The sequence below is a fragment of the Sphingopyxis sp. genome (genome assembly GCF_035250425.1).
In the GTDB taxonomy this organism is placed as follows: Bacteria; Pseudomonadota; Alphaproteobacteria; order Sphingomonadales; family Sphingomonadaceae; genus Sphingopyxis.
The window spans coordinates 1-20,176 of sequence record NZ_DATFFD010000270.1; the positions used below are offsets into that span (position 1 = coordinate 1).

Below are 20,176 nucleotides of genomic sequence, written 5' to 3' on the forward strand. Positions count from 1 at the left end.
CGCGCCGGGCAGCGCGGTCTCGCTCCGCCGGTCGCCCGCGAACAGGCGTACGCGGCGAACCGTCTGCCCGCCGAGCGCCGCGCGCTCGATCCCGAGCGCGTCGAGCCGCTGCAATGTCCGCCAGCTCAGGAAACCGCCGCACAATGCGTCGCCCGTTTCGCGCGCGCGTTCGAGTAGCAGCGTCTTTGCGCCGCCGCGTGCCAGACCGATCGCCGCCGCCGACCCGGCGGGTCCGGCGCCGACGACGATCGCGTCGCTCACCGGATGCGCTCGACGCAGAGGCGATACGGAAAGCTGCGAAAGATCCGGCATTCGCCCGCCGTCCCGGGCAATGCTTCGGCCAGCATCGCCCGCCATTCGGCGCGGCGAAAGCTGCGCCCGACCGATAGCTGCCCGTCGCGCCGCACGATCGGGTCGGCGAAGGCGAGAGTCGCGAGCAGCGGAAAGCCCGCGAATGGCAGGCGCTGGCGGTGGAGGTCGTTGACCAGCCAGCCGCGCGCCGCCTCGCCTTCCATGAAACGCAGGAATTCGCTGCGCTGTTCAGGCGTCATATGATGGGTGACGAGGCTGGAGAGGATGATGTCCCACCCCTGCCCCGCGAGCGCCCGATAATCGCCGGTGATCAGCCGCGCCCGCGCGCCGAGTCGCACCGCCGCCACCGCCTCGCTCTTGCGATTGAGGTCGACGCCCACGAGATCAAGCGCGACCCCGCGCTTGTCGCCCCAGCGCGCGATCCGCGCGAGCATGTCGCCCGCGCCGAACCCGACGTCGAGGATACGCCACGGCCGGTCGCCGATGCCGCGCGCGCGCACCCGGTCGAGAAAGCCGAGCGTCGGGCGCGGCGCCATTGTCAGCCCGTTGATGCGCGACAGATCGGCGAGCACCTTCGCATAGCGCTCGGGCGGCAGGTCGGCGGCGTCCATCTCCTCTTCGCGGATGATCGGGAGACGAAGGCTGGCGAAGGGGTTCATGACGCGGTGAAGCGGATCGCTTCGGCGGCGAGCCCGGGGCCAAAGGCGATCGCAACCCCCTCGCCCTTCGCGCCGCGCGCCATCATGTCGGCGAGCACGAACAGGATCGTCGCCGACGACATATTGCCGAACCGCGCGAGCACCGCGCGGCTGTCGGCGAGGGTCGCCGGATCGATGCCGAGTGCATGCTCGACCGCGTCGAGTACCGAGCGTCCCCCGGCGTGGACCGCGAGCAAGGACGGTGGACCGGCCTCGCCGAACAGGTCGCGCTGCACATCGTACTTGGCCAAGGTTTCGCGCAGCCGCCCGGGCACTTCGCCCGACAGCTGCATTTCGAACCCCTTGTCGCCGATGTCCCAGCGGATCAGGTCGGCGCTGTCCTCGAGCGCGAGGCTGCGGCCCTCGCCGAGCTCGAGCCCGTGCGGCGCGGCCGACACGATGCCCGCCGCCGCGCCGTCGCTGAACTGCAGCATCATCAGCAGGGGTTCGGCCTCGTTGGCGGGCGACAGGTGCAGGCTCGACAGTTCGACGCTGACCACCAGCACGACGGCTTCGGGTTCGGACCGCACGATATGCCGCGCGGTGCGCAGCGCCGTGACCCCGGCATAACAGCCCATGAAGCCGATCAGCACGCGCTCGATCGTCGCGGGCAGTCCCAGCCGCTGCGCGATGATCTGATCGATCCCGGGCGCAACGAAGCCGGTGCAGCTCGCGACGACGATATGGGTAACGCGCGCCGGGTCGAGCGCGTCGCCGAGCGCCGCGATCGCCTCCATCGCAAGACCGGGCGCATAGTCTGCATAGGCCGCCATCCGCGCCGAGGTCGGCGGCAGGCCGGGGACGTCGTAAAATCCGCCCGCGCCGACGGGCGATCCACCGCCAGCGGTCGGCGGCAGCACCGACCAGCGGTGGTCGATCCCCGATCGGGCCGCCATCCGCGCAAAAAGCGCCCGCATGCGCGGGTCGGCGAGGCGCGGCGTCGCCCAGTCGATGAACGCCTGATGGATATCGTGCCCCGGCACCGCGGTGGCGAGGGCGTTGAGCCGGACGGGCGAAGGGCTGCTCATGGCGCGGGTTTGACCCAAAAGCGCGGCGCTGGCCAGCGGATAAGGCGCCACGCCATTTTACCCTGGATTAATCATGCTGTGGCAAGGGGAAGATGTGAAACCGCGTCTTTTCCTTGGCTTTGCGCTGGCTTTCGGCGCTGCGCCCTCCGCGGCGGCGCAATGCATGCTGTGCACGCCGGACAAGGCGGCGGGTATCGCGGCGCGCACCGCCGAGGTGCCGCTGCGCGTCGATGTCGAAACCCGGCTCGACATGGGCCGCGTCGCGGTCGGCGCGATGGGAGGCGAGGTCGAAATCGATCCCGCCTCGGGCGCCCGCCGGGTGCGCGGCGATGTCGTCGACCTCGGCGGCTTCGCGCTGACCGGCACCGTCACCGTACGCGGCGAACCGGGGGCCGAGGTCCGCGTCATCCTTCCCGCGAGCGTCGACCTCGAAAGCGGCCACGGCCGCACCGCGCGCGTCACCGGCCTCGTGACCGACCTGTCGGCCGCGCCGCGTCTCGGCGCCGACGGCCGGCTGATATTCCGCTTCGGCGGCCGGCTGCAGGTCGCCGGGCTCGACGACGGCGACTATCGCGGCCGGATCCCGGTGACGGTGGAATATCAATAGGCCGAACGACCGCTCTTGGGTCATTGTCGCGGCCATTTCCCGAAGCTATCTAACGGTAAAAATCACCGCGCTTGCTCCACAGCGCTTGGAGATACCCAATGATTCTTCTGACATTACTTGCCATGCAAGGCTTGGGCGGGATGAGTAGTTGGCCGCCGCCTGAGGAAAGCCTCCGCTTCATTTTCGTTCGCGACGACGAAAAACGGGATTCGGAATGGAAAATCCGGGGCTCGGCCAACACATCGACCGAATGGTCAGGCTCGACCTTTCTCGGCATTGTCGATCAATGCGGCGGAAAGACGTTGACCTTGGGTCCGACCTATGGGCGCCGGATCAGCGTGATAGGCGCGAGTGGTGACGGAAATCTTGAAATCGTCCGCTGCGTGAAGGCGTCAACCTCGGTCCGGTTCTCCGTCTCGGTCATGCATCGCGCTTACGGCGATGAACGCGACGACAAATGGCCTTTCAAAGAACTTTGGAACCGTTGACGAGCAAGGAGTGGATGGTCTGCTTTCCGGCCTATAGCAGAAACCCTACCCTCGCGCCCCGAACAGCGCCGTCCCGACGCGAACATGCGTCGCGCCGAGCATCACCGCGGTTTCGTAATCGCCGCTCATCCCCATCGAACGCAGCGGCAGGGCGTGACGTTCGGCGAGCTCGTCGAGCAGCGCGAAAAAGGGTGCGGGCTCGATGTCGGCGGGGGGGATCGCCATCAGGCCGTCGATCGCCAGCCCGGCGTCCTTCGCTTCGGCCAGCAGCGCGGGCAGGTCGCGGGTCGCGCAGCCGCCCTTCTGCTCCTCGTCGCCGATATTGACCTGGACGAACAGCTGCGGCTGCTTGCCCGCCTTGGCGCACGCCTTCGCGATCGCCTGGACCAGCGAGCTGCGGTCGAGCGAGTGGATCGCATCGAACAGCGCCACCGCTTCCTCGGCCTTGTTCGATTGCAGCTGGCCGATCAGGTGGAGCACGACATCGGGGGTTTCGGCGCGCAGTTCGGGCCATTTCGCCGCGGCTTCCTGCACGCGGTTCTCGCCGAAATGGCGCTGGCCCGCGGCGATCAATGGGCGGATCGCCTGCGTGTCGTAGGTTTTCGATACCGCGATCAGGCAGATCTCGTCGGCCCGCCGCTGCGCGCGCTTTGCCGCGTCGGCGATATTCGCATTTACCTCGGCCAGCCGGTCTGCTGCTTCGCTCATCGTCTCGGTCCCATCCCGCGCGTTGCGCGCGCTCGCGACGCGCCTATAGAAAGCGCGATGCGCCCGCGCCACCCCTTCCTGCCGAACGCATGGCTGTTCAGCGACGAGCGGACCGCGGCCGGCGTCACCGAACTCGCGGCGCTGCTTCCCCCCGGCAGCGGCATCGTCCTCCGTCACGACAGCCTGGCCCCGGGCGCGCGCTGGCGCCTGCTGCGGCGGCTGATGCACACCGCGCGCGTGCGGGGATTGACCGTGCTGCTTGCGGGACCGCCCGCCACGGCGCGCCGCTGGGGTGCCGACGGCGTCCACCTTCGCCAGCGCGACGCAAAGCAGGCGGGGCAGGCGCACCGGCTCGGCCTGTCGCTGACGATGCCCGTCCATGATGGGCACGAAGCGCGCCGCGCGCGGCGAGCTGGGGCAAATGCCGTCTTCATCTCGCCGCTCCATCCCACGCGGTCGCACCCCGGCGCACCGGCGCTCGGGCGCGCGGCGTGGCTGCGGCTCGCGCGGCTATCGGGCGCCCAGCCGATCGCGCTCGGCGGGATGACGGCGGCGCGCGCGCGCGCGCTAAACCGCGCGAGCGGAATCAGACCCGGCTGGGCGGCGATCGATGCGTGGTCCGATAAGCGGGAAGAAAAAGCGACGAAGCGCCGGCGGCAAGCTGCGTCGATATTTGGGTCAGGGGGAGTCGAAAATGGTGGCGTTCCGTGACCCGGAGCGCAGCGCACTTACTGTGCGTGAGCACCGGAAGCACGGAAGGTCGCCATTTGCAGGCCGCCCTGATCCAAATAGCGATGCAGATTAGAAGCGGAACGCGGTTCCGACATAGACCGCCTGGCTGTCGCGGCGCGTATCGGTCAGCGGTTCGATGCGGTCGTCGCTCTTGTACCGGACGCCCGCGGTGACGTCGATATTCTTGGTCAGGCGATAGCTGCTGACGACATCGACGGCCGACGCTTCGCCAGGAGCGGTGACGCGATCGGTTGCCCCGCTTGGGTCGCTTGGGCGGTTGACCATACGCGTGGCGAAGCGCGACTTCTTTTCGTCCTGCTCCGGAGCCTTCGCGATCGGCAGGTTGCGAAGGTCGGTGCCGCGCGGCAGCGCCGGCGTGACGAATTTCTCGAATCCGACCGAGGCGCCCAGATTATAGGCGACCGGGGTGATCGCGATCGGCGCGGTCCGGCCGGCAGCCAGCGCCGTGGTGCGCGTCGCGCTCGACGCGTCGTCGCGGGCGCGAATCACGACGGTGATCGCGCGGTTCTTGCGGCCGTCGTCGGGGAGCGCGGGGGTGAAGCTGAAGCTGCCGCGCTGTTCGGCCGACATCTTGTTATAGCGTGCGATCAGCCGCTCATCGCCCGATGCCGGGGTGAACTGGCCAAGCAGGGTTTCCGAAAGCGTGGTGTCACGGATGCGGTCGCTGCTCGACATCGCGGCGAGCGCTGGCGGAAGCGCAAGCGAAACCACCGCCAAAGCGGTGAGGCTTCCTTTCCAAAAATGTCGCGATGTCCGCGCCATTGCTCTTCGACTCCAACCCCAATCGATTCGTCAAATAGGACTCCCGGCCCGACATTGCCAGTGAATCCCGTCAAATCGTTGCAACGATTCCGCTTTTTGCCAAAATTGTTGCGGGATCGTCACAGTGCATTTCGAATCTGACCAGAATCTGAACGGTTGCACGGCCGAAATTGCCGCGCTTGCAGGGTGGCGGCAAGGGCGATAGAGACGCTGGCAATATCGTTCCGCGCCGCCGATTTTCCACGTCGGACGGGCTCAAGAGATAAGGTGTACCCGCATGTCCCAGCTTTTCGTCCCTGCCAAGCTCGGCGCCGCGCTCGGTCGCCGTCCGGCCGCGCTCGCGCTGCTCGGGCTCGCGGCGCTTGGTCTTTCGGCCTGCGCGAACAAGGAACGGCCGCGCGCCGATCTCGCCGCCAGCCAGGTGACGACGATTGGCGTCAACAGCTATTTGTGGCGCGCCTCGCTCGACGCGCTGTCGTTCATGCCGCTGCTCCAGGCCGATTCGGCCGGCGGCGTCGTGATCACCGACTGGTATGCGAACCCGTCGAACCCCGGCGAGCGGATGAAGGTCACCGTATCGATTCTCGACCAGGATCTGCGCGCCGACGCGCTGCGCATCGCGGCCTCGCGCCAGGTTGCACAGGGCGGCACCTGGGTCGACGCGCCGGTACAGGCCGCGACCGTGCAGAAGCTCGAGGAAATCATCCTCACCCGCGCCCGCGACCTGCGTCGCTCGGCCATCAGGGACTAATCCGGCGGCGCGCCTCGCGCGCCTGCCCACACAGACTAACGGGGTAACCGACGAATGACCCGCGAACCGCGCTTTGGCGCCCTCGCCGCCGACGCCCGCTGGCAAAAGGCGTGGGAGGCGGCGAACAGCTTTGCCACGACCGACAGCGACGCCAAGGATTCTGGCAGGCCCAAAGCCTATATTCTCGAGATGTTCCCCTATCCGTCGGGGCGTATCCACATGGGCCACGTCCGCAACTATGCGATGGGCGACGTCCTTGCCCGCTTCAAGCGGATGACGGGGCACGACGTGCTCCACCCGATGGGCTGGGACGCGTTCGGTATGCCCGCCGAAAATGCCGCGATGGAAAAGGGCGTCCACCCCGGCGGCTGGACGCGCGACAATATCGCCTCGATGCGCGCGCAGCTGAAACGCCTCGGCCTCGCGATCGACTGGAGCCGCGAGCTCGCGACGTGCGAGCCCGATTATTATGGGCAGGAACAGGCGCTGTTCCTCGACCTGTTCGCCGCGGGGCTCGTCACGCGCAAGCACAGCTATGTGAACTGGGATCCCGTCGACATGACCGTGCTCGCGAACGAGCAGGTGATCGACGGCCGCGGCTGGCGCTCGGGCGCGCTCGTCGAAAAGAAAAAGCTGTCGCAGTGGTTCCTCAAGATCACCGACTTCGCCGACGAGCTGCTCGAGGGGCTGGGCGCGCTCGACAGCTGGCCCGACAAGGTGCGGCTGATGCAGGAAAACTGGATCGGCAAGTCGCAGGGGCTGGAATTCAGCTTCAAGCTCGCGGGCGGCGCGCCGGGCTTCGACGTCTTCACGACGCGCCCCGACACGCTGTATGGCGCGAGCTTCGCGGCGATCTCGCCCGACCATCCGCTCGCCGGACAGCTGGCGAAGGATTCGCCCGAGCTCGCCGCGTTCATCGAGGACTGCCGCCGCCAGGGCACCGCCGCCGAGCAGATCGACACCGCCGAGAAGCTCGGCTTCGACACCGGCCTCGCGGTCGAGCATCCGCTCGACCCCGACTGGCACCTGCCTGTCTGGGTCGTGAACTATGTGCTGATGGACTATGGCACCGGCGCGATCTTCGGCTGCCCGGCGCACGACCAGCGCGACCTCGATTTCGCGCATAAATATGGGCTGCAGGTCCACCGCGTCATCGCCGACGGCGACGAGACCGCCCAGCATTTTACCGGCACCGAGGCTTACACCGGCCCCGGCAAGCTCGTGAACAGCCACTTCCTCGACGGCATGAGCATCGACGAGGCCAAGGCCGCGGTGATCGCGCGCGCCGAGCATGAGGGCTGGGGCAAAGGCACCACCGTGTGGCGCCTGCGCGATTGGGGCGTTTCGCGCCAGCGTTACTGGGGCACGCCGATTCCGTTCATCCATTGCGATGCGTGCGGCACGGTGCCGGTTCCCAAGAACCAGCTTCCCGTCGTCCTGCCCGAGGATGTCGATTTCTCGGTCCCCGGCAACCCGCTCGACCGCCATCCGACGTGGAAGCATGTCGCGTGCCCGAGCTGCGGTGGCGCGGCGCTGCGCGAAACCGACACGCTCGATACCTTCGTCGATTCGAGCTGGTATTTCCTGCGCTTCGCCAGCTCGCCCAGCGACAAGCCCTTCGATCCCGAGGTGATCCGCCGCTGGCTGCCCGTCGACCAATATATCGGCGGCATCGAGCATGCGATCCTCCACCTTCTCTACGCGCGCTTCTGGACCCGCGCGCTCAAGAAGATGGGCATGATCGACATCGCGGAGCCCTTCGCCAGCCTGTTCACGCAGGGTATGGTGACGCACGAAACCTACAGCCGCGCGCAGGGCGAAGGCCTGCCGCCGCTCTACTTCACCCCCGAGGAGATCGAGCGTCGCCCCGATGGCGCGATCCTGACCGCCGACGGCTATACCGTCGACGTCGGCCGCGTGATCAAGATGTCGAAGTCGAAGAAGAATGTCGTCGATCCCGACGCGATCCTCGACCAATATGGCGCCGACGCCGCGCGCTGGTTCATGCTGTCCGACAGCCCGCCCGAGCGCGACCTGCCGTGGAGCGAGGCGGGGATCGAGGGCGCGTGGCGCTTCGTCCAGCGGCTGTGGCGGATCTTTGGCGACACCGAAAATGTCGGCGACGGGGCCGAAGACAAGAGCCTCGCGCGCAAGCTGCACCAGACGATCGCCGGGGTTGCGACGGATGTCGAGGCGCTGGGCTTCAACAAGGCAGTCGCAAAAATTCACGCGCTCGCCAATGAAATCGAGAAAGCAAAGCCATCGGCGACGCGTGCCGAAGCATGCCGCACCTTGATCCTGCTCGTCGCGCCGATGCTGCCGCATCTCGCCGAAGAGGCGTGGGCCGCGCTGCCCGCCGGCCAGCGCACGACCGCGATGATCGCCGATGCCGCTTGGCCCGCCGCCGATCCGGCACTGCTTGTCGATGACGAGGTGACAATCGCGATCCAGATGGCGGGTAAGCTGCGCGATACGATGACGCTCGCCAAAGGTCTCGACAAGGATGCGGTGGAAGCCGCGGCGCTCGCGCGCCCGCGCATCGTCGAACTGCTCGCCGGCGCCGCGCCGAAGAAGGTCATTGTGGTCCCCGACCGTTTGGTGAATATCGTTCCGTAAAATGGCATCCCCATTTCCGTTCGCATCGAGCGAAGTCGAGATGCCCATCGTTTGTGTGTGCCTTCTGGGTGTCTCGACATCGCTCGACATGAACGGAATAAGGGTCAATATTGTCTAGGATGCGCAGACTTTTCACCTTCTCGCTCGTCGTCGCCTCGCTGACCATCGGCGGCTGCGGCCTGCGTCCTCTATATGCAAACGGCAGCAAGGGGCCGGTGGCGCAAGTGCTCGCCGACGTCGATGTCGCGGCGATCGAGGGGCATAGCGGCTGGCTCGTCCGCAACGCGCTCCGCGACCGGCTACAGGCGACACAGGGGGGCGAGGGCGCGGGCAAGCGCCTCCGTCTCGACGTACGGCTCGAAGATTCGATCACCGGCTTCGGCGTCCGCGCCGACGATACGGTAACGCGCGAGCGGCGGACGCTGCGCGCGCGCTACCAGCTCGTCGACGCCGCGACCGGCGAAGTGTTGCTCGACGCGACGGCCTTCTCCGACGCGGGGATCGACGTCGTCGGCAGCGAATATGCGACGATCGCCGCCGAATCCTCGGCGCTCGAACGCCTGTCCTCGGCGGTCGCCGACCAGATCGTCGCGCGCCTCGCCGTCTTCGCGAACCGCGGCGGCGGACAACCGGCCGCTGCGCCCGCCCCGACGCCCGCAGGGCAATGAAGACGGTCAAACCGAACGAACTCGAACGCCTCTCGCGCCTCGACCCCGCGGTTCGTTTCACCCTCCTCACCGGCCCCGACGAAGCGACGATGGAAGCCGTCGCGAGCCATTTGATCGGCCTCGCGGGCAAGGATGCCGAACGGCTCGACCTTTCGGGATCGCAGCTGTCGCAGGACCCGTCGCTGCTCGCCGCCGAGGCCGCATCGATGTCGCTTTTCTCGTCCGCGCGCGTGATCAGGGTCGAATTGTCGGGCAGCGGCGACGATGGCCTTGCGGCGGTCGAGGCGCTGCTCGCCGCCGAAACCGCGATCAACCCGGTGATCGCGACCGGCGCGTCGGTCACCGCCAAGTCGAAACTCGTCAAGCTGGTCGAAGGGTCGGATCATGCCGTGGCCGCGATCTGCTACCAGCCCGACCGGCGTGCGCTCGTCGGCATCGCGATGGCGGCGGGGCAGGAGCAGGGGCTGCGGCTTGCCAATGCCGAGGCGCAATTGCTCGTCGACCTCGTCTCGGGCGACCAGGCGCTGATGCGGCGCGAGATCGAGAAAATCGCGCTCTACCTCGACGCGGGCCCGGACCGGCAGCGGCAGGTGACCGCGGCCGACATCGCCGCGCTCGGCGCCGCGACGCACGAGGAGGATGTCAGCGAGTGCATCAATGTCGCGCTCGGCGGCAAGCTACGCGAAATGCCCGAGATGCTGGCCAAGGCGACCGCGGTCGGCGTCGCCGAAATCCGCATCATCCGCGCGCTCGCGATCCGCGCGATGGCACTCGCGCGCCTGCGCGCCGAGGTCGACGGCGGCGCGCACCCGGCCACGGTGGTATCGGCGCGCACCAGCGGGATTTTCTGGAAGGAACGCGACGCGGTGACCGCGCAGCTCCACATCTGGGATTCGGTCCGCATCGCGCGGTTGATGAGCCGCTTGCTCGATTGCGAACGCGCGCTGAAAGCGTCGGGCACCGCGGGCGCGGTGCTGTTCCGCAAGCTGATGACCGACATCGCGCACCAGGCTGCGCGGGCGCGGTAAGATAAGGCCGCTTTCGACCGGTTGCGGTCGCTCCATTCTAGTAATTCGTCATTCCCGCGAAAGCGGGAACCCAGGGATGGGCCAGCCGACGGACGCTCTGGGTCCCCGCTTTCGCGGGGATGACGAAATGGGGGATGGCAGCTTCCCACCCCCAAAACCGCCATTTCCGACGTCTAAATCTTCCCGCGCACGCTCAAAAAGAACCGCCGCCCCAGATAATCATATTTCGTCCCGAATGCCGGCGCCTTCCCGATCACCGGCGGCGTCGCGGTGACCACCGTCGACACCTGCGGCGGCGGGGTGTCGAACAGGTTCGCGACGCCCAGCGTGATGCGGAACCGCTCGGCGACGTCGCGGCTCAGCGACAGCGAGTGAGTGAAGGTCGCGGGCACGCTGACGTCCGGGCAGAGGCGCCCGCCCCCGCGGTTCCGCTGGCGGCTGATGTTGACATAGCGGTCGGTGACGATCGCGACGCTCTGCGCATCCGGTCCCGCGGCGGTGCGCGTGAACAGGCCGCAGAGCGGCTCATCGGCGACATGGGAGTCATAGCAGCCGCGCAAGATGTTGCCCGCGCCGAGCAGGGTGATCTCTTGCCTAACCGCCCCCCGGCAGGGCCGAAATTACGCGAAAAGGCATTTCGATATGATTTACGCCGCGGTAAGTTTTCGCAGCCCTGCCGCCCCGCTTGTCGGGACCGCCCGGCGCGGCTAGGCACGCTGTCGACAGGTCGGGGGCGAAAGGATCGCACAATGAGCAAGGCAATGGGCGACACGCTGGGGCGACTGGAAGCGGTCATCCACGACCGGCTCGCGGCGGGCGAGGCCGAGGCTTCTTACGTGGCAAGCCTCGCCGCGAAAGGCCGCGGCAAGATCGCGCAAAAGCTTGGCGAGGAAGCCATCGAGGCGGTGATCGCCGCGGTCAGCGAGGACGATCCCGAACTGATCGGCGAAGCGAGCGACCTCGTCTTCCACCTTTCGATCCTGCTCGCCGAGCGCGGGCTGACATGGGACATGATCGCCGCCGAACTCGACCGCCGCCACGGCACCTCGGGACACGCCGAAAAAGCCAGCCGACAATAAGGAACTCAGCATGCCGATCGACGCGACCCTCCCCTATGACGACAGCAACATCTTCGCACGCATCCTGCGCGGCGAGCTGCCGTCGAAGACGGTCTATGAGGACGAGTTTTCCCTTGCCTTCCACGACATCAATCCGCAGGCGCCCGTGCACATCCTCGTGATCCCCAAGGGTCCCTATGTCAGCTGGGACGATTTTTCGGAGCGCGGCAGCGACGCCGAGATCGCGGGCTTCGTCCGCACCGTCGGCAAGGTCGCGCGCGACGCCGGCCTCGTCGCCCCCGGATACCGCCTGCTCGCCAACGTCGGGCTCGACAGTCACCAGGAGATTGCGCACCTCCACGTCCATATCTTCGCGGGACAGCCGCTCGGCCCGATGCTCGCGCGCTGACATCCGCCGCGGTCTGTGACCGCCGTCACAGCAATTTCCCGAAGCGCGACTAACCGTGTGCACTATGCGGCGACGGGTGGACTCTGTTCCCTGTTTCCAGCAGGATAGATGTTCGGACCGAAGCGGGGGAGTTGACGATGGGCAAGGGATGGCGCGCGCTGGCTACGGCATTGGCCGGCAAGGCAAAACTGGCGCTGATCCTGCCCCTCACCCTCGCGATGGCCGCGACCGCCGCCGACACCGTGCCGCAGGTCACGCTCGCGACCCCGGGCAGCTCGGGCACCGGCGACGGCACGATCACGCGCTTCACGCTGCGTTTCTCCGAAGACATGGTCCCGCTCGGCGATCCCCGCGCCTCCGCCCCCGCGACCAACGACTGCAAGCTCCCTTCGTCGTCCCGCTGGGTCGACACGCGCACCTGGGTCCTCGAATTCGACAAGCCGCTCCCCGGCGGCCTCGCCTGCCATGTCGAGCTGCGCGACGGGCTGAAAACCGCACGCGGCGTCTCGGTCGCCGGCAACAGCCGCTTCGCGCTCGACACCGGCGGCCCCTCGGCGCGCGCCGTGCTCGCGGGCGGCATTTATGACGGGATCGAGGAAAACCAGATCTTCCTCGTCGCCACCAACGTCGCCGCCGACCGCGCCTCGGTCGCGCGCTTCGGCTATTGCGCCGTCGACGGCATCGGCGAGAAGATCCCGCTCGACGTCCTGCCGCGCGAAACCGCGACCGAAATCCTGACCGGGCTCGGCGAGAACAACTGGTCGCGCCAGTCCTTCACCTCCGACGCCGGCCTGCCGCAGCGCTTCCCCGCCGCGGGCGCCGACCGCAAGGCCGCGCTCGACCGCATCGTCCCCGTCAAATGCCGCCGCCCGCTGCCCCCCGGCCGCGAGATGGCGCTCGTCTGGGACGCGCGCATTTCTCAGGCCGGCGTCCCCGGCCGCACCGCCGGACGCGACCAGCGTTTCGACCATGACGTGCGCCCCGCCTTCACTGCCAAAATGTCGTGCAGCCGCATCAACCCGCAGGCGGGCTGCAACCCGATCAAGGATGTCGTCCTCAGCTTCGCCTCGCCGGTGCCCCGCGAAACGATCCTCGCCGCGACGCTGAGCACCGCCGACGGTAAGAAACTGACGCCCAAGATCGACGACGACGACAAGAATGACGCGTGGCTGACGAGCGTCCGCTTCACCGGCCCGCTGCCGCAGAATGTCGACGCGACGCTCGTCCTCCCCGCCGACGTCACCGACCAGAGCGGCCGCAAGCTGCAGAACCAGTCGAACTTCCCGCTGAAATTCCACATCGACCGCGCCCCCCCATTGGTCAAATTCGCCGCCGAATTCGGCATCCTCGAGGCCGGCGAGGGCGGCGTCCTGCCCGTCACCGTGCGCGGGGTCGAAAGCTCGCTCGTCCAGGCGAACCTCAAAATGCCCGCGACCGCGCTGAAAGTCGGCGACGACGATGTCGCAATCGCGCGCTGGCTGAAGCGCGTCGACGACGCCGACGACACCGACTATCGCGAAGAAAAGGACCGCACCGGCAAAGAGGTCACGGTCAACTACACCGGCACCAAATCGATATTCACCGACGCGCCATCGGGCGGCGAACGCCGCGACCTGCAATTGTCGCCTCCGGGCGGCGGCAAGGAATTCGAAGTCGTCGGCATACCCCTGTCGGAAAAGGGCTTCCATGTCGTCGAAATCGCGAGCCCCGAACTCGGCGCCGCATTGCTCGGCCGCAAGACGACGCGCTATGTCGCAACCGCCGCGCTCGTCACCAACATGGCGGTGCATTTCAAATGGGGCCGCGAAGGCTCGCTCGCCTGGGTGACCGCGCTCGACACCGGCCTCCCCGTCGCGGGCGCCGAAATCCGCGTCTCGGACAGCTGCACCGGGCGCCTGCTCGCGCGCGGCACCGCCGACAAGGCCGGCCGTCTCGCCTTCGCGGGCGGGCTCCCGCAGCCCGAAACCTATTCGAGCTGCGAAGAAACCCCCGATCCCACCAAGAGCGAAGGCCACGCCCTGATGGTCAGCGCCCGCGCCGGTGACGATTTCAGCTTCACGCTCACCGACTGGGGCGACGGCATCCGCCCCTATGACTTCGACCTTCCTTACGGTTGGTCGGAGCGCAACGACATCCTCCACACAATATTCGACCGCGCGCTCGTGAAAGCGGGCGAGACCGTCCACATGAAGCATCTGCTCCGCCGCCCCGTCGGCACCGGCTTCATGACGCCGCAGCCGCTCGCGGGCAAACTCCGCCTCGTCCACCGCGGCTCGGACACCGAATTCGAAATGCCGTTCGCCATCGCGGCGACCGGCAGCGGCGAAACGACATGGAACGTCCCCGCCTCGGCGCCGATGGGTGATTATGAGCTCGTCTTCGTTACCAAGGACAAGGATGGCGAGGACAAGACGATCTGGTCGGGCCAGTCGGTCAAGGTCGACGAATATCGCCTGCCGACGATGAAGGCGACGGTCACCGGGCCGAAGACCGCGCTCGTGCGCCCGACCGCGGTGCCGCTGTCGCTGTTCGTCGGCTACCTCTCGGGCGGTCCCGCGCCGAATATCCCCGTCGAGCTGCGCACCAATTTCCGCTCATCCTGGTCGCCTCCGCAGGATTATCAGGATTGGGATTTCGACGGCCAGCCGGTCAAGGAAGGCACCGTCCAGCTCGACGACAGCGGCGACGAGCCAACCGCCGAGCTGCCGCTCGCGCGCTCGGTGCCATTGAAGCTCGACGCCAACGGCAGCGCGACGACCAGCGTCGCGGTCGACCAGCCGATCACCGAACCGACGCTGATGGCGGTCGAAATGGATTATGAGGATGCGAATGGCGAGACGCTGACGTCGAGCCGCCGCATCACCCTCTATCCGTCGGCCGTCCGCCTCGGCGTCAAGACCGACGGCTGGCTGATGCGCGACAACGATCTCCGCCTCAACTTCATCGCGCTCGATCTCGACGGCAAGCCGATTGCCGGGAAGCGCATTTCGGTCGCACTCTACAACCGCGAGATCATCACCGCGCGGCGCCGCCTGATCGGCGGCTTCTACGCCTATGACAACCAGATGCGCACGACGAAGCTCGCCGCCAATTGCTCGGCAACCACCGACAAGCTCGGCCGCGCCAGCTGTGCGATGGCCCCCGGCGTCTCGGGCGAAGTCACCGTCGTCGCAACGACGCAAGACGCCGACGGCAACGAAGCGCGCGCCGTGCGCTCGGTGTGGCTCGCGGGCGACGACGAATGGTGGTTCGGCGGCGACAATGGCGACCGCATGGACGTCATCGCCGAAAAGCCGCGCTACGCCGCGGGCGACACCGCGAGCTTCCAGGTCCGCATGCCGTTCCGCGAAGCGACCGCGCTCGTCACCGTCGAACGCGAGGGCGTGCTGTCGAGCTTCGTTATGCCCTTGAAAGGCACCAATCCCGTCGTGAAGGTCAAGCTGCCCGCGACCTACGCCCCCGACGTCTATGTCTCGGTGATGGCAGTCCGCGGGCGCGTGACCGGCGGCGAAAGCTGGTTCCGCAAGATGAAGCGTGCGGTCGGCTTCAAGATCGAGAATAGCGAAGGCGCGCCGCCCACCGCTCTCGTCGATCTCGCCAAGCCGAGCTACCGCATGGGCATCGCGCGCATCAAGGTCGGCTGGGAAGGCCATCAGCTCGGCGTCAAGGTGAAGGCCGACAAGGAGAAATATTCGGTCCGCGAAACCGCGAAGGTCGCGATCGAGGTCAAGACCCCGGGCGGAAAGGCGCCGAAGAACGCCGACGTCGCCTTCGCCGCGGTCGACGAAGCCCTGCTCCAGCTCGCCCCCAACGAAAGCTGGCAGGTGATCGACGCGATGATGGGCGACCGCACCCTCGACGTGCTCACCTCGACCGCGCAGATGCAGGTCGTCGGCAAGCGCCATTATGGCCGCAAGGCGCTCGAACCCGGCGGCGGCGGTGGCGGCGACCTTTCGGGCCTGACCCGCGAGGACTTCCGCCCCGTCCTGCTGTGGAAAGGCAATGTCCCGCTCGACAGCAAGGGCCGCGCAAGCGTCGATGTACCGCTCAGCGACAATCTCTCGGGGTTCCGCCTCGTCGCGATCGCCACCGACGGCTCGCAATATTTCGGCACCGGCGAAACATCCGTCCGCACCGTGCAGGATCTCGGCGTCTTCGCGGGCATGCCCGAACTCGTCCGCACCGGCGACACCTATGACGCGCGCTTCACGCTGCGCAACGGCACCGACAAGCCAATGGAGGTCACCGCGACCCCGACGCTGTCGCCCGCCGTCGCGACCGCACCGCCGCTGACCGTCACCATCCCGGCGGGCGGCGCGGTGCCGATCAGCTGGTCGATGACCGCGCCCGAGGCCACCGGCCCGATCGAATGGACGGTCGAGGCGGTCGCCAAGGGCGGCAAGCAGCGCGACCGGCTCGTCTTCCAGCAGCAAGTCGAACCCGCGGTGCCGGTCGAAACCTGGGCCGCCAGCCTGTTCCGCGTCGGCCCGAACACGACGCTGCCGATCGCGATCCCCTCGGGCGCGCTGCCCGGCGGCTATGTCGACGTCGCGCTCGCCGGAACGCTCGCGCCGCCCTTGTCGGGGGTGCGCGATTATATGAGCGCCTATCCGTATAATTGCTTCGAACAGTCGACGTCGCGCGCGGTCGCACTCGGCGATCTCGGGCGCTGGCAGGCGCTCGCCGGGGCGATGCCGACCTATCTCGATGACGATGGCCTGCTCCGCTACTGGCCCAATGAGCGGATGGAAGGGTCGATCGAACTCACCGCCTATGTGCTCAGCGTGACGGCGGCGAACGGCTTCGCGATCCCCGACGCGCCCAAGGCGAAGATGGTCAAGGCGTTGCAGGCGGTCGTCGAAGGGCGGCTGACGCGCAAGGGCTATGGCCCTTACGACATCCGCCCCCTCCGCATCGCGGCCCTGGCGGCGCTTGCGCGCAACAATGCGTCGAGCCCGCAACTGGTGGCGGCGATCGACGTCGCGCCGATCGATATGGCCACCGGCACCCTCGCCGACTGGCTCATCGCGATCGAACGCACGCCGAATGTCCGGGGTGCTCCGGCGCTCCGCACCGCGGCCGAGGCCGAACTGCGCAAGCGCCTCGTCTACGAAGGCACGCGCCTCGACCTCGTCGACGATGCGAAAGCGCCGTGGTGGATGATGACCAGCGGCGACGAAATGGCGGTCAAGGCGCTCGAAGCCGTGCTCGGCCGCAAGGGCTGGGAGGATGACGCGGGCAAGCTGATGGTCGGCGTCGCGCAGCGCCAGCGCCGCGGCCATTGGGACACGACCCCCGCCAACGCCTGGGGCGCGGTCACCGTCCGCCGCTTCGCCGAGCTGTATCCGGCGAATGCGATCACCGGCGTCACCAATATCGGCCTCGCCGGCGCCACCGCCTCGCAAAGCTGGCCGCTTCCCCCCGAATCGTCGGCAGAGCCCGTCTCGCCGCTCCGCGTCGCGCTCGCCGCCGCGACGATGAGCCTGAAGCATGACGGCACCGGCACGCCATGGGCGACCGTCAGCGTCAAGGCCGCGGTCCCGCTCAAGGAGCCGCTCAACGCCGGCTACCGGATCAAGCGCTCGGTCAGCATCGTCAAGGCGGCGAACAAGGACCGGCTGACGCGCGGCGACGTGATCAAGATACGGATCGAGGTCGTCGCGGCCGCGGGCCGGACGTGGGTCGTCATCAACGATCCCGTAGCCCCCGGCGCGACGATCGTCGGCAACCTCGGCGGCCAGTCCGAAATGCTTGGCCAGCAGGCGGGCGGCGACGGCGCGCAGCCAAGCTATGTCGAGCGCGGCAAGGACAGCTGGCGCGGCTATTTCGGCTGGATGCCCGCGGGCACCCACGCGGTCGAATATGTCGTCCGTCTCAACGGCTCGGGCAAATTCACCCTGCCGCCCACCCGCGTCGAGGCGATGTATTCGCCCGCGATCCGCGGCCAATGGCCGAACGCCCCGCTGACGGTGGCGAGCATCGGGCAGTGATGCAGCCCCGCCCTTCCTTCCTCCGCTCGTGTCGAGCGAAGTCGAGACACCCCAAAGGCATGCACGACCGATGGGTATCTCGACTGCGCTCGATGCGAACGGAAATTGAGGGACCGGCGAAGAATTTCATCGGATAGGCCAGTTGATGGCAACAACCCGCAAACACCGCTGGCTTGATGCGCTGGCATGGGCCGCCCTCGCCCTGCTCATCCTCACCACCGCCGCGCACCTCCTCACCCGCCCCCCAGCCATGCCCGCCTTCGAAAAGGTCCGCGCCGACTGGCAGCCCAGCGAAGCCTGGCTCTACGACCGCGATGGCCAGTTGCTCGATAGCGAGCGTGTCAACTTCGAGCGCCGCCGCCTCGCATGGGTGCCGCTGAAAGCCATCAGCCCTGCGGTCCGCAATGCCGTCGTGCAAAGCGAGGACCGGCGTTTCTGGTCGCATGGCGGGGTCGACTGGCTCGCGATCGCGAGTGCGGCGCGCACCCGCTGGACCGGCGGGCGGTCGCGCGGCGCCTCGACCCTCCCGATGCAGCTCGCCGCCTTCCTCGACCCCGGCCTCGCGCAGCCCGGCAAGCGCGACTGGCGCACCAAGATCCGCCAGATGCGCGCCGGGCAGGCGCTCGCGGCAAACTGGTCGCACGACGAAATGCTCGAGGTCTATTTCAACCTCGTGCCGCTACGCGGCGAAGCGCAGGGCATCGGCGCGGGCGCACGCGCGCTGTTCGGCAAGCGCCCCGCCGAAATGACCCGCACCGACGCCGCGCTCTTCGCCGGCCTCCTCCCCAACCCCGCCGCCAGCGCCGAAGCGCTCGGCCGCCGCGCGTGCCGCATAGCCCAAACCAAGGATTGCACCGCGATCCGCGCCGCCGCCGCGACGCTCGTCTCGGGCGAACATGCCGCGCGCTTCGACCCCGCGCTCGCGCCCCACCTCGCCGTCCGCCTGCTCGACCAGCCCGGCAAGCGCGTCACCACCACCATCGACCGCCGCATCCAGACCGCCGCGATCGTCGCGCTGCGCCGCCAGCTCGCCGGGCTCGGCGCCGACCGCGTCCGCGACGGCGCGGTCGTCGTGCTCGACAATGCGACCGGCGAGGTGCTCGCCTATGTCGGCGGTGTCGGGCTCAAATCCACCGCTGCGTCGGTCGACGGCGCCAACGCGCGGCGGCAGGCGGGCTCGACATTGAAGCCGCATCTTTACGCGCAGGTGATCGAGCACGGCTGGCTCACCGCCGCCTCGATCCTCGACGACAGCCCGGTCCAGCTGGACACCGCCTCGGGACTCTACGTACCCAAAAACTACGACCACAGCTTCAAGGGTCCGGTCAGCGTGCGCCACGCGCTCGCTTCGTCGCTCAACGTCCCCGCGGTCCGCGCGCTCGTCATCGACGACGTCCAGCAATTCCGCGACCGCCTCTGGGCGCTTGGCTACCACGGCCTCGTCGAGGACGGCGAATATTACGGATTCTCGCTGGCGCTGGGCTCCGCCGAAGTTTCGCTCCTAGAACAAGCCAACGCCTTCAGAACATTGGCAAATCTAGGAAAGTGGTCACAAGTCTACTTCCTCGACGTGCGCAATGATCGAGAAGTTGCGCGCCAGATCGTCAACCCCGCCGCCGCCTTCATCGTCGGCGACATCCTCGCCGACGCCTCCGCCCGCACCGACGCCTTCGGCGCCGACAGCGCGCTCCGCCTCCCCTTCTGGGCCGCCGCCAAGACCGGCACCTCGAAAGGCATGCGCGACAATTGGTGCATCGGCTGGTCCGACCGCTTCACCGTCGCGGTGTGGGTCGGCAATCTCGAGGGCGATTCGATGCGCGCCGTCTCGGGAACCTCGGGCGCCGCGCCGGTGTGGCGCGACGTGATGCTCGCGCTCCACGCCGGCCGCCCCGGCAAGCCCCCCACGATGCCCGATGGCGTCGAGGCGCGCCCGATTACGCTTTCGGGCACCCGCGAACCCCCGCGCCGCGAATATTTCCTGACCGGCACCGCGCAAACCGAAATGGCCGCCGCACCGCAGGCTGCGCGCCGTCCGCGCATCACCAGCCCGGTCAGCGGCAGCGTCTATGCGCTCGACCCCGACATCCCGATCGATCGCCAACGGCTCGCGGTAATCGTCAGCGGCTCGGTCGCCGGATACCGCCTGATCCTCGACAAGAAGGCGCTCGGCGATGCCGATGCGGGGCAGCAAATCCTGCCGCGCCCTGGCGCTCATATGCTGACGCTGGTTGATCCAGGCGGCCGAATGATTGACCGCGTGCGCTTTACCGTACGGTAAGCGGCCTTGGTCCCGGTCGAAT

The 20,176-nt window shown here is 67.9% G+C and carries 17 protein-coding genes; 11 read left to right on the forward strand and 6 right to left on the reverse strand.

From position 1 onward, the window contains the following. From VJ811_RS16240 to VJ811_RS16250, 3 genes are all read right to left on the reverse strand, one after another. The coding region (locus VJ811_RS16240; protein ID WP_324074279.1) for an FAD-dependent monooxygenase at positions 1–261 on the reverse strand (261 nt) is incomplete at its 3' end. Further along, the gene (locus tag VJ811_RS16245) at positions 258–971 is read right to left on the reverse strand and encodes a methyltransferase domain-containing protein (RefSeq protein ID WP_324074282.1); all 714 of its coding nucleotides are present in this window, start codon (positions 969–971) and stop codon (positions 258–260) included. The genes VJ811_RS16240 and VJ811_RS16245, both read right to left, overlap by 4 nt. Further along, positions 968–2,038, reverse strand: a complete 1,071-nt coding sequence (locus tag VJ811_RS16250) for a type III polyketide synthase (protein WP_324074283.1) — start codon at positions 2,036–2,038, stop codon at positions 968–970. Before VJ811_RS16250 ends, VJ811_RS16245 begins: the two co-directional genes overlap by 4 nt. Positions 2,039–2,132: 94 nt before the next feature. Between VJ811_RS16250 and VJ811_RS16255 the strand changes: the two genes are divergently transcribed. Continuing rightward, complete coding sequence (locus tag VJ811_RS16255) at positions 2,133–2,645, forward strand: DUF4402 domain-containing protein (protein ID WP_324074284.1); 513 nt, start codon at positions 2,133–2,135, stop codon at positions 2,643–2,645. 98 nt (positions 2,646–2,743) lie between these two features. Beyond that, complete coding sequence (locus tag VJ811_RS16260; protein ID WP_324074285.1) at positions 2,744–3,133, forward strand: hypothetical protein; 390 nt, start codon at positions 2,744–2,746, stop codon at positions 3,131–3,133. Positions 3,134–3,178: 45 nt separating this feature from the next. On the opposite strand, the gene VJ811_RS16265 is transcribed toward VJ811_RS16260, so the two are convergent. Continuing rightward, positions 3,179–3,841, reverse strand: coding sequence for a YggS family pyridoxal phosphate-dependent enzyme (locus tag VJ811_RS16265; RefSeq protein ID WP_324074286.1), 663 nt, complete (start codon positions 3,839–3,841; stop codon positions 3,179–3,181). A 57-nt stretch (positions 3,842–3,898) separates the two neighbouring features. On the opposite strand from VJ811_RS16265, the gene VJ811_RS16270 reads away from it, so the two are divergent. Continuing rightward, a complete protein-coding gene (locus VJ811_RS16270) occupies positions 3,899–4,552 on the forward strand; it encodes a thiamine phosphate synthase (protein ID WP_324074287.1) in 654 nt (217 codons plus the stop codon). 90 nt (positions 4,553–4,642) lie between these two features. On the opposite strand, the gene VJ811_RS16275 is transcribed toward VJ811_RS16270, so the two are convergent. After that, a complete protein-coding gene (locus VJ811_RS16275) occupies positions 4,643–5,305 on the reverse strand; it encodes a hypothetical protein (RefSeq protein ID WP_324074328.1) in 663 nt (220 codons plus the stop codon). 328 nt (positions 5,306–5,633) lie between these two features. Here VJ811_RS16275 and VJ811_RS16280 point away from each other — a divergent pair, with 328 nt between their 5' ends. From VJ811_RS16280 to holA, 4 genes are all read left to right on the forward strand, one after another. Next, positions 5,634–6,107, forward strand: coding sequence for a DUF3576 domain-containing protein (locus tag VJ811_RS16280; protein WP_324074289.1), 474 nt, complete (start codon positions 5,634–5,636; stop codon positions 6,105–6,107). Positions 6,108–6,161: 54 nt separating this feature from the next. Then, a complete protein-coding gene (gene leuS, locus VJ811_RS16285) occupies positions 6,162–8,723 on the forward strand; it encodes a leucine--tRNA ligase (protein ID WP_324074291.1) in 2,562 nt (853 codons plus the stop codon). 119 nt (positions 8,724–8,842) lie between these two features. Further along, positions 8,843–9,391, forward strand: coding sequence for an LPS assembly lipoprotein LptE (gene lptE, locus VJ811_RS16290; RefSeq protein WP_324074294.1), 549 nt, complete (start codon positions 8,843–8,845; stop codon positions 9,389–9,391). Next, complete coding sequence (gene holA / locus VJ811_RS16295) at positions 9,388–10,419, forward strand: DNA polymerase III subunit delta (RefSeq protein ID WP_324074296.1); 1,032 nt, start codon at positions 9,388–9,390, stop codon at positions 10,417–10,419. Before lptE ends, holA begins: the two co-directional genes overlap by 4 nt. A gap of 173 nt (positions 10,420–10,592) precedes the next feature. Here holA and VJ811_RS16300 read toward each other — a convergent pair whose 3' ends face one another. After that, positions 10,593–10,979, reverse strand: a complete 387-nt coding sequence (locus tag VJ811_RS16300; RefSeq protein ID WP_324074298.1) for a hypothetical protein — start codon at positions 10,977–10,979, stop codon at positions 10,593–10,595. A 189-nt stretch (positions 10,980–11,168) separates the two neighbouring features. Here VJ811_RS16300 and VJ811_RS16305 point away from each other — a divergent pair, with 189 nt between their 5' ends. From VJ811_RS16305 to pbpC, 4 genes are all read left to right on the forward strand, one after another. Beyond that, the gene (locus tag VJ811_RS16305) at positions 11,169–11,498 is read left to right on the forward strand and encodes a phosphoribosyl-ATP diphosphatase (RefSeq protein WP_324074299.1); all 330 of its coding nucleotides are present in this window, start codon (positions 11,169–11,171) and stop codon (positions 11,496–11,498) included. Positions 11,499–11,508: 10 nt separating this feature from the next. Continuing rightward, entirely contained in the window at positions 11,509–11,886 is a 378-nt protein-coding gene (locus VJ811_RS16310) for a histidine triad nucleotide-binding protein (protein ID WP_324074301.1), read from the forward strand. A 137-nt stretch (positions 11,887–12,023) separates the two neighbouring features. Then, positions 12,024–17,876 carry an alpha-2-macroglobulin family protein gene (locus tag VJ811_RS16315; protein ID WP_324074303.1) on the forward strand — a complete coding sequence of 1,951 codons (5,853 nt, stop codon included), beginning with the start codon at positions 12,024–12,026 and terminating at the stop codon, positions 17,874–17,876. A gap of 145 nt (positions 17,877–18,021) precedes the next feature. Continuing rightward, positions 18,022–20,154, forward strand: coding sequence for a penicillin-binding protein 1C (pbpC, locus tag VJ811_RS16320; protein ID WP_324074305.1), 2,133 nt, complete (start codon positions 18,022–18,024; stop codon positions 20,152–20,154). Positions 20,155–20,176: the final 22 nt, after the last annotated feature.

Excerpts from the sequence above, each read along its gene's own strand:
- leuS (WP_324074291.1), top strand. The coding sequence starts at position 6,162 with ATGACCCGCGAACCGCGCTTTGGCGCCCTCGCCGCCGACGCCCGCTGG.
- VJ811_RS16280 (WP_324074289.1), top strand. The coding sequence starts at position 5,634 with ATGTCCCAGCTTTTCGTCCCTGCCAAGCTCGGCGCCGCGCTCGGTCGC.
- pbpC (WP_324074305.1), top strand. The coding sequence starts at position 18,022 with ATGGCAACAACCCGCAAACACCGCTGGCTTGATGCGCTGGCATGGGCC.
- holA (WP_324074296.1), top strand. The coding sequence starts at position 9,388 with ATGAAGACGGTCAAACCGAACGAACTCGAACGCCTCTCGCGCCTCGAC.
- VJ811_RS16315 (WP_324074303.1), top strand. The coding sequence starts at position 12,024 with ATGGGCAAGGGATGGCGCGCGCTGGCTACGGCATTGGCCGGCAAGGCA.
- VJ811_RS16260 (WP_324074285.1), top strand. The coding sequence starts at position 2,744 with ATGATTCTTCTGACATTACTTGCCATGCAAGGCTTGGGCGGGATGAGT.
- VJ811_RS16265 (WP_324074286.1), bottom strand. The coding sequence starts at position 3,841 with ATGAGCGAAGCAGCAGACCGGCTGGCCGAGGTAAATGCGAATATCGCC.
- VJ811_RS16245 (WP_324074282.1), bottom strand. The coding sequence starts at position 971 with ATGAACCCCTTCGCCAGCCTTCGTCTCCCGATCATCCGCGAAGAGGAG.
- VJ811_RS16310 (WP_324074301.1), top strand. The coding sequence starts at position 11,509 with ATGCCGATCGACGCGACCCTCCCCTATGACGACAGCAACATCTTCGCA.
- VJ811_RS16250 (WP_324074283.1), bottom strand. The coding sequence starts at position 2,038 with ATGAGCAGCCCTTCGCCCGTCCGGCTCAACGCCCTCGCCACCGCGGTG.
- VJ811_RS16270 (WP_324074287.1), top strand. The coding sequence starts at position 3,899 with ATGCGCCCGCGCCACCCCTTCCTGCCGAACGCATGGCTGTTCAGCGAC.
- VJ811_RS16305 (WP_324074299.1), top strand. The coding sequence starts at position 11,169 with ATGAGCAAGGCAATGGGCGACACGCTGGGGCGACTGGAAGCGGTCATC.
- lptE (WP_324074294.1), top strand. The coding sequence starts at position 8,843 with ATGCGCAGACTTTTCACCTTCTCGCTCGTCGTCGCCTCGCTGACCATC.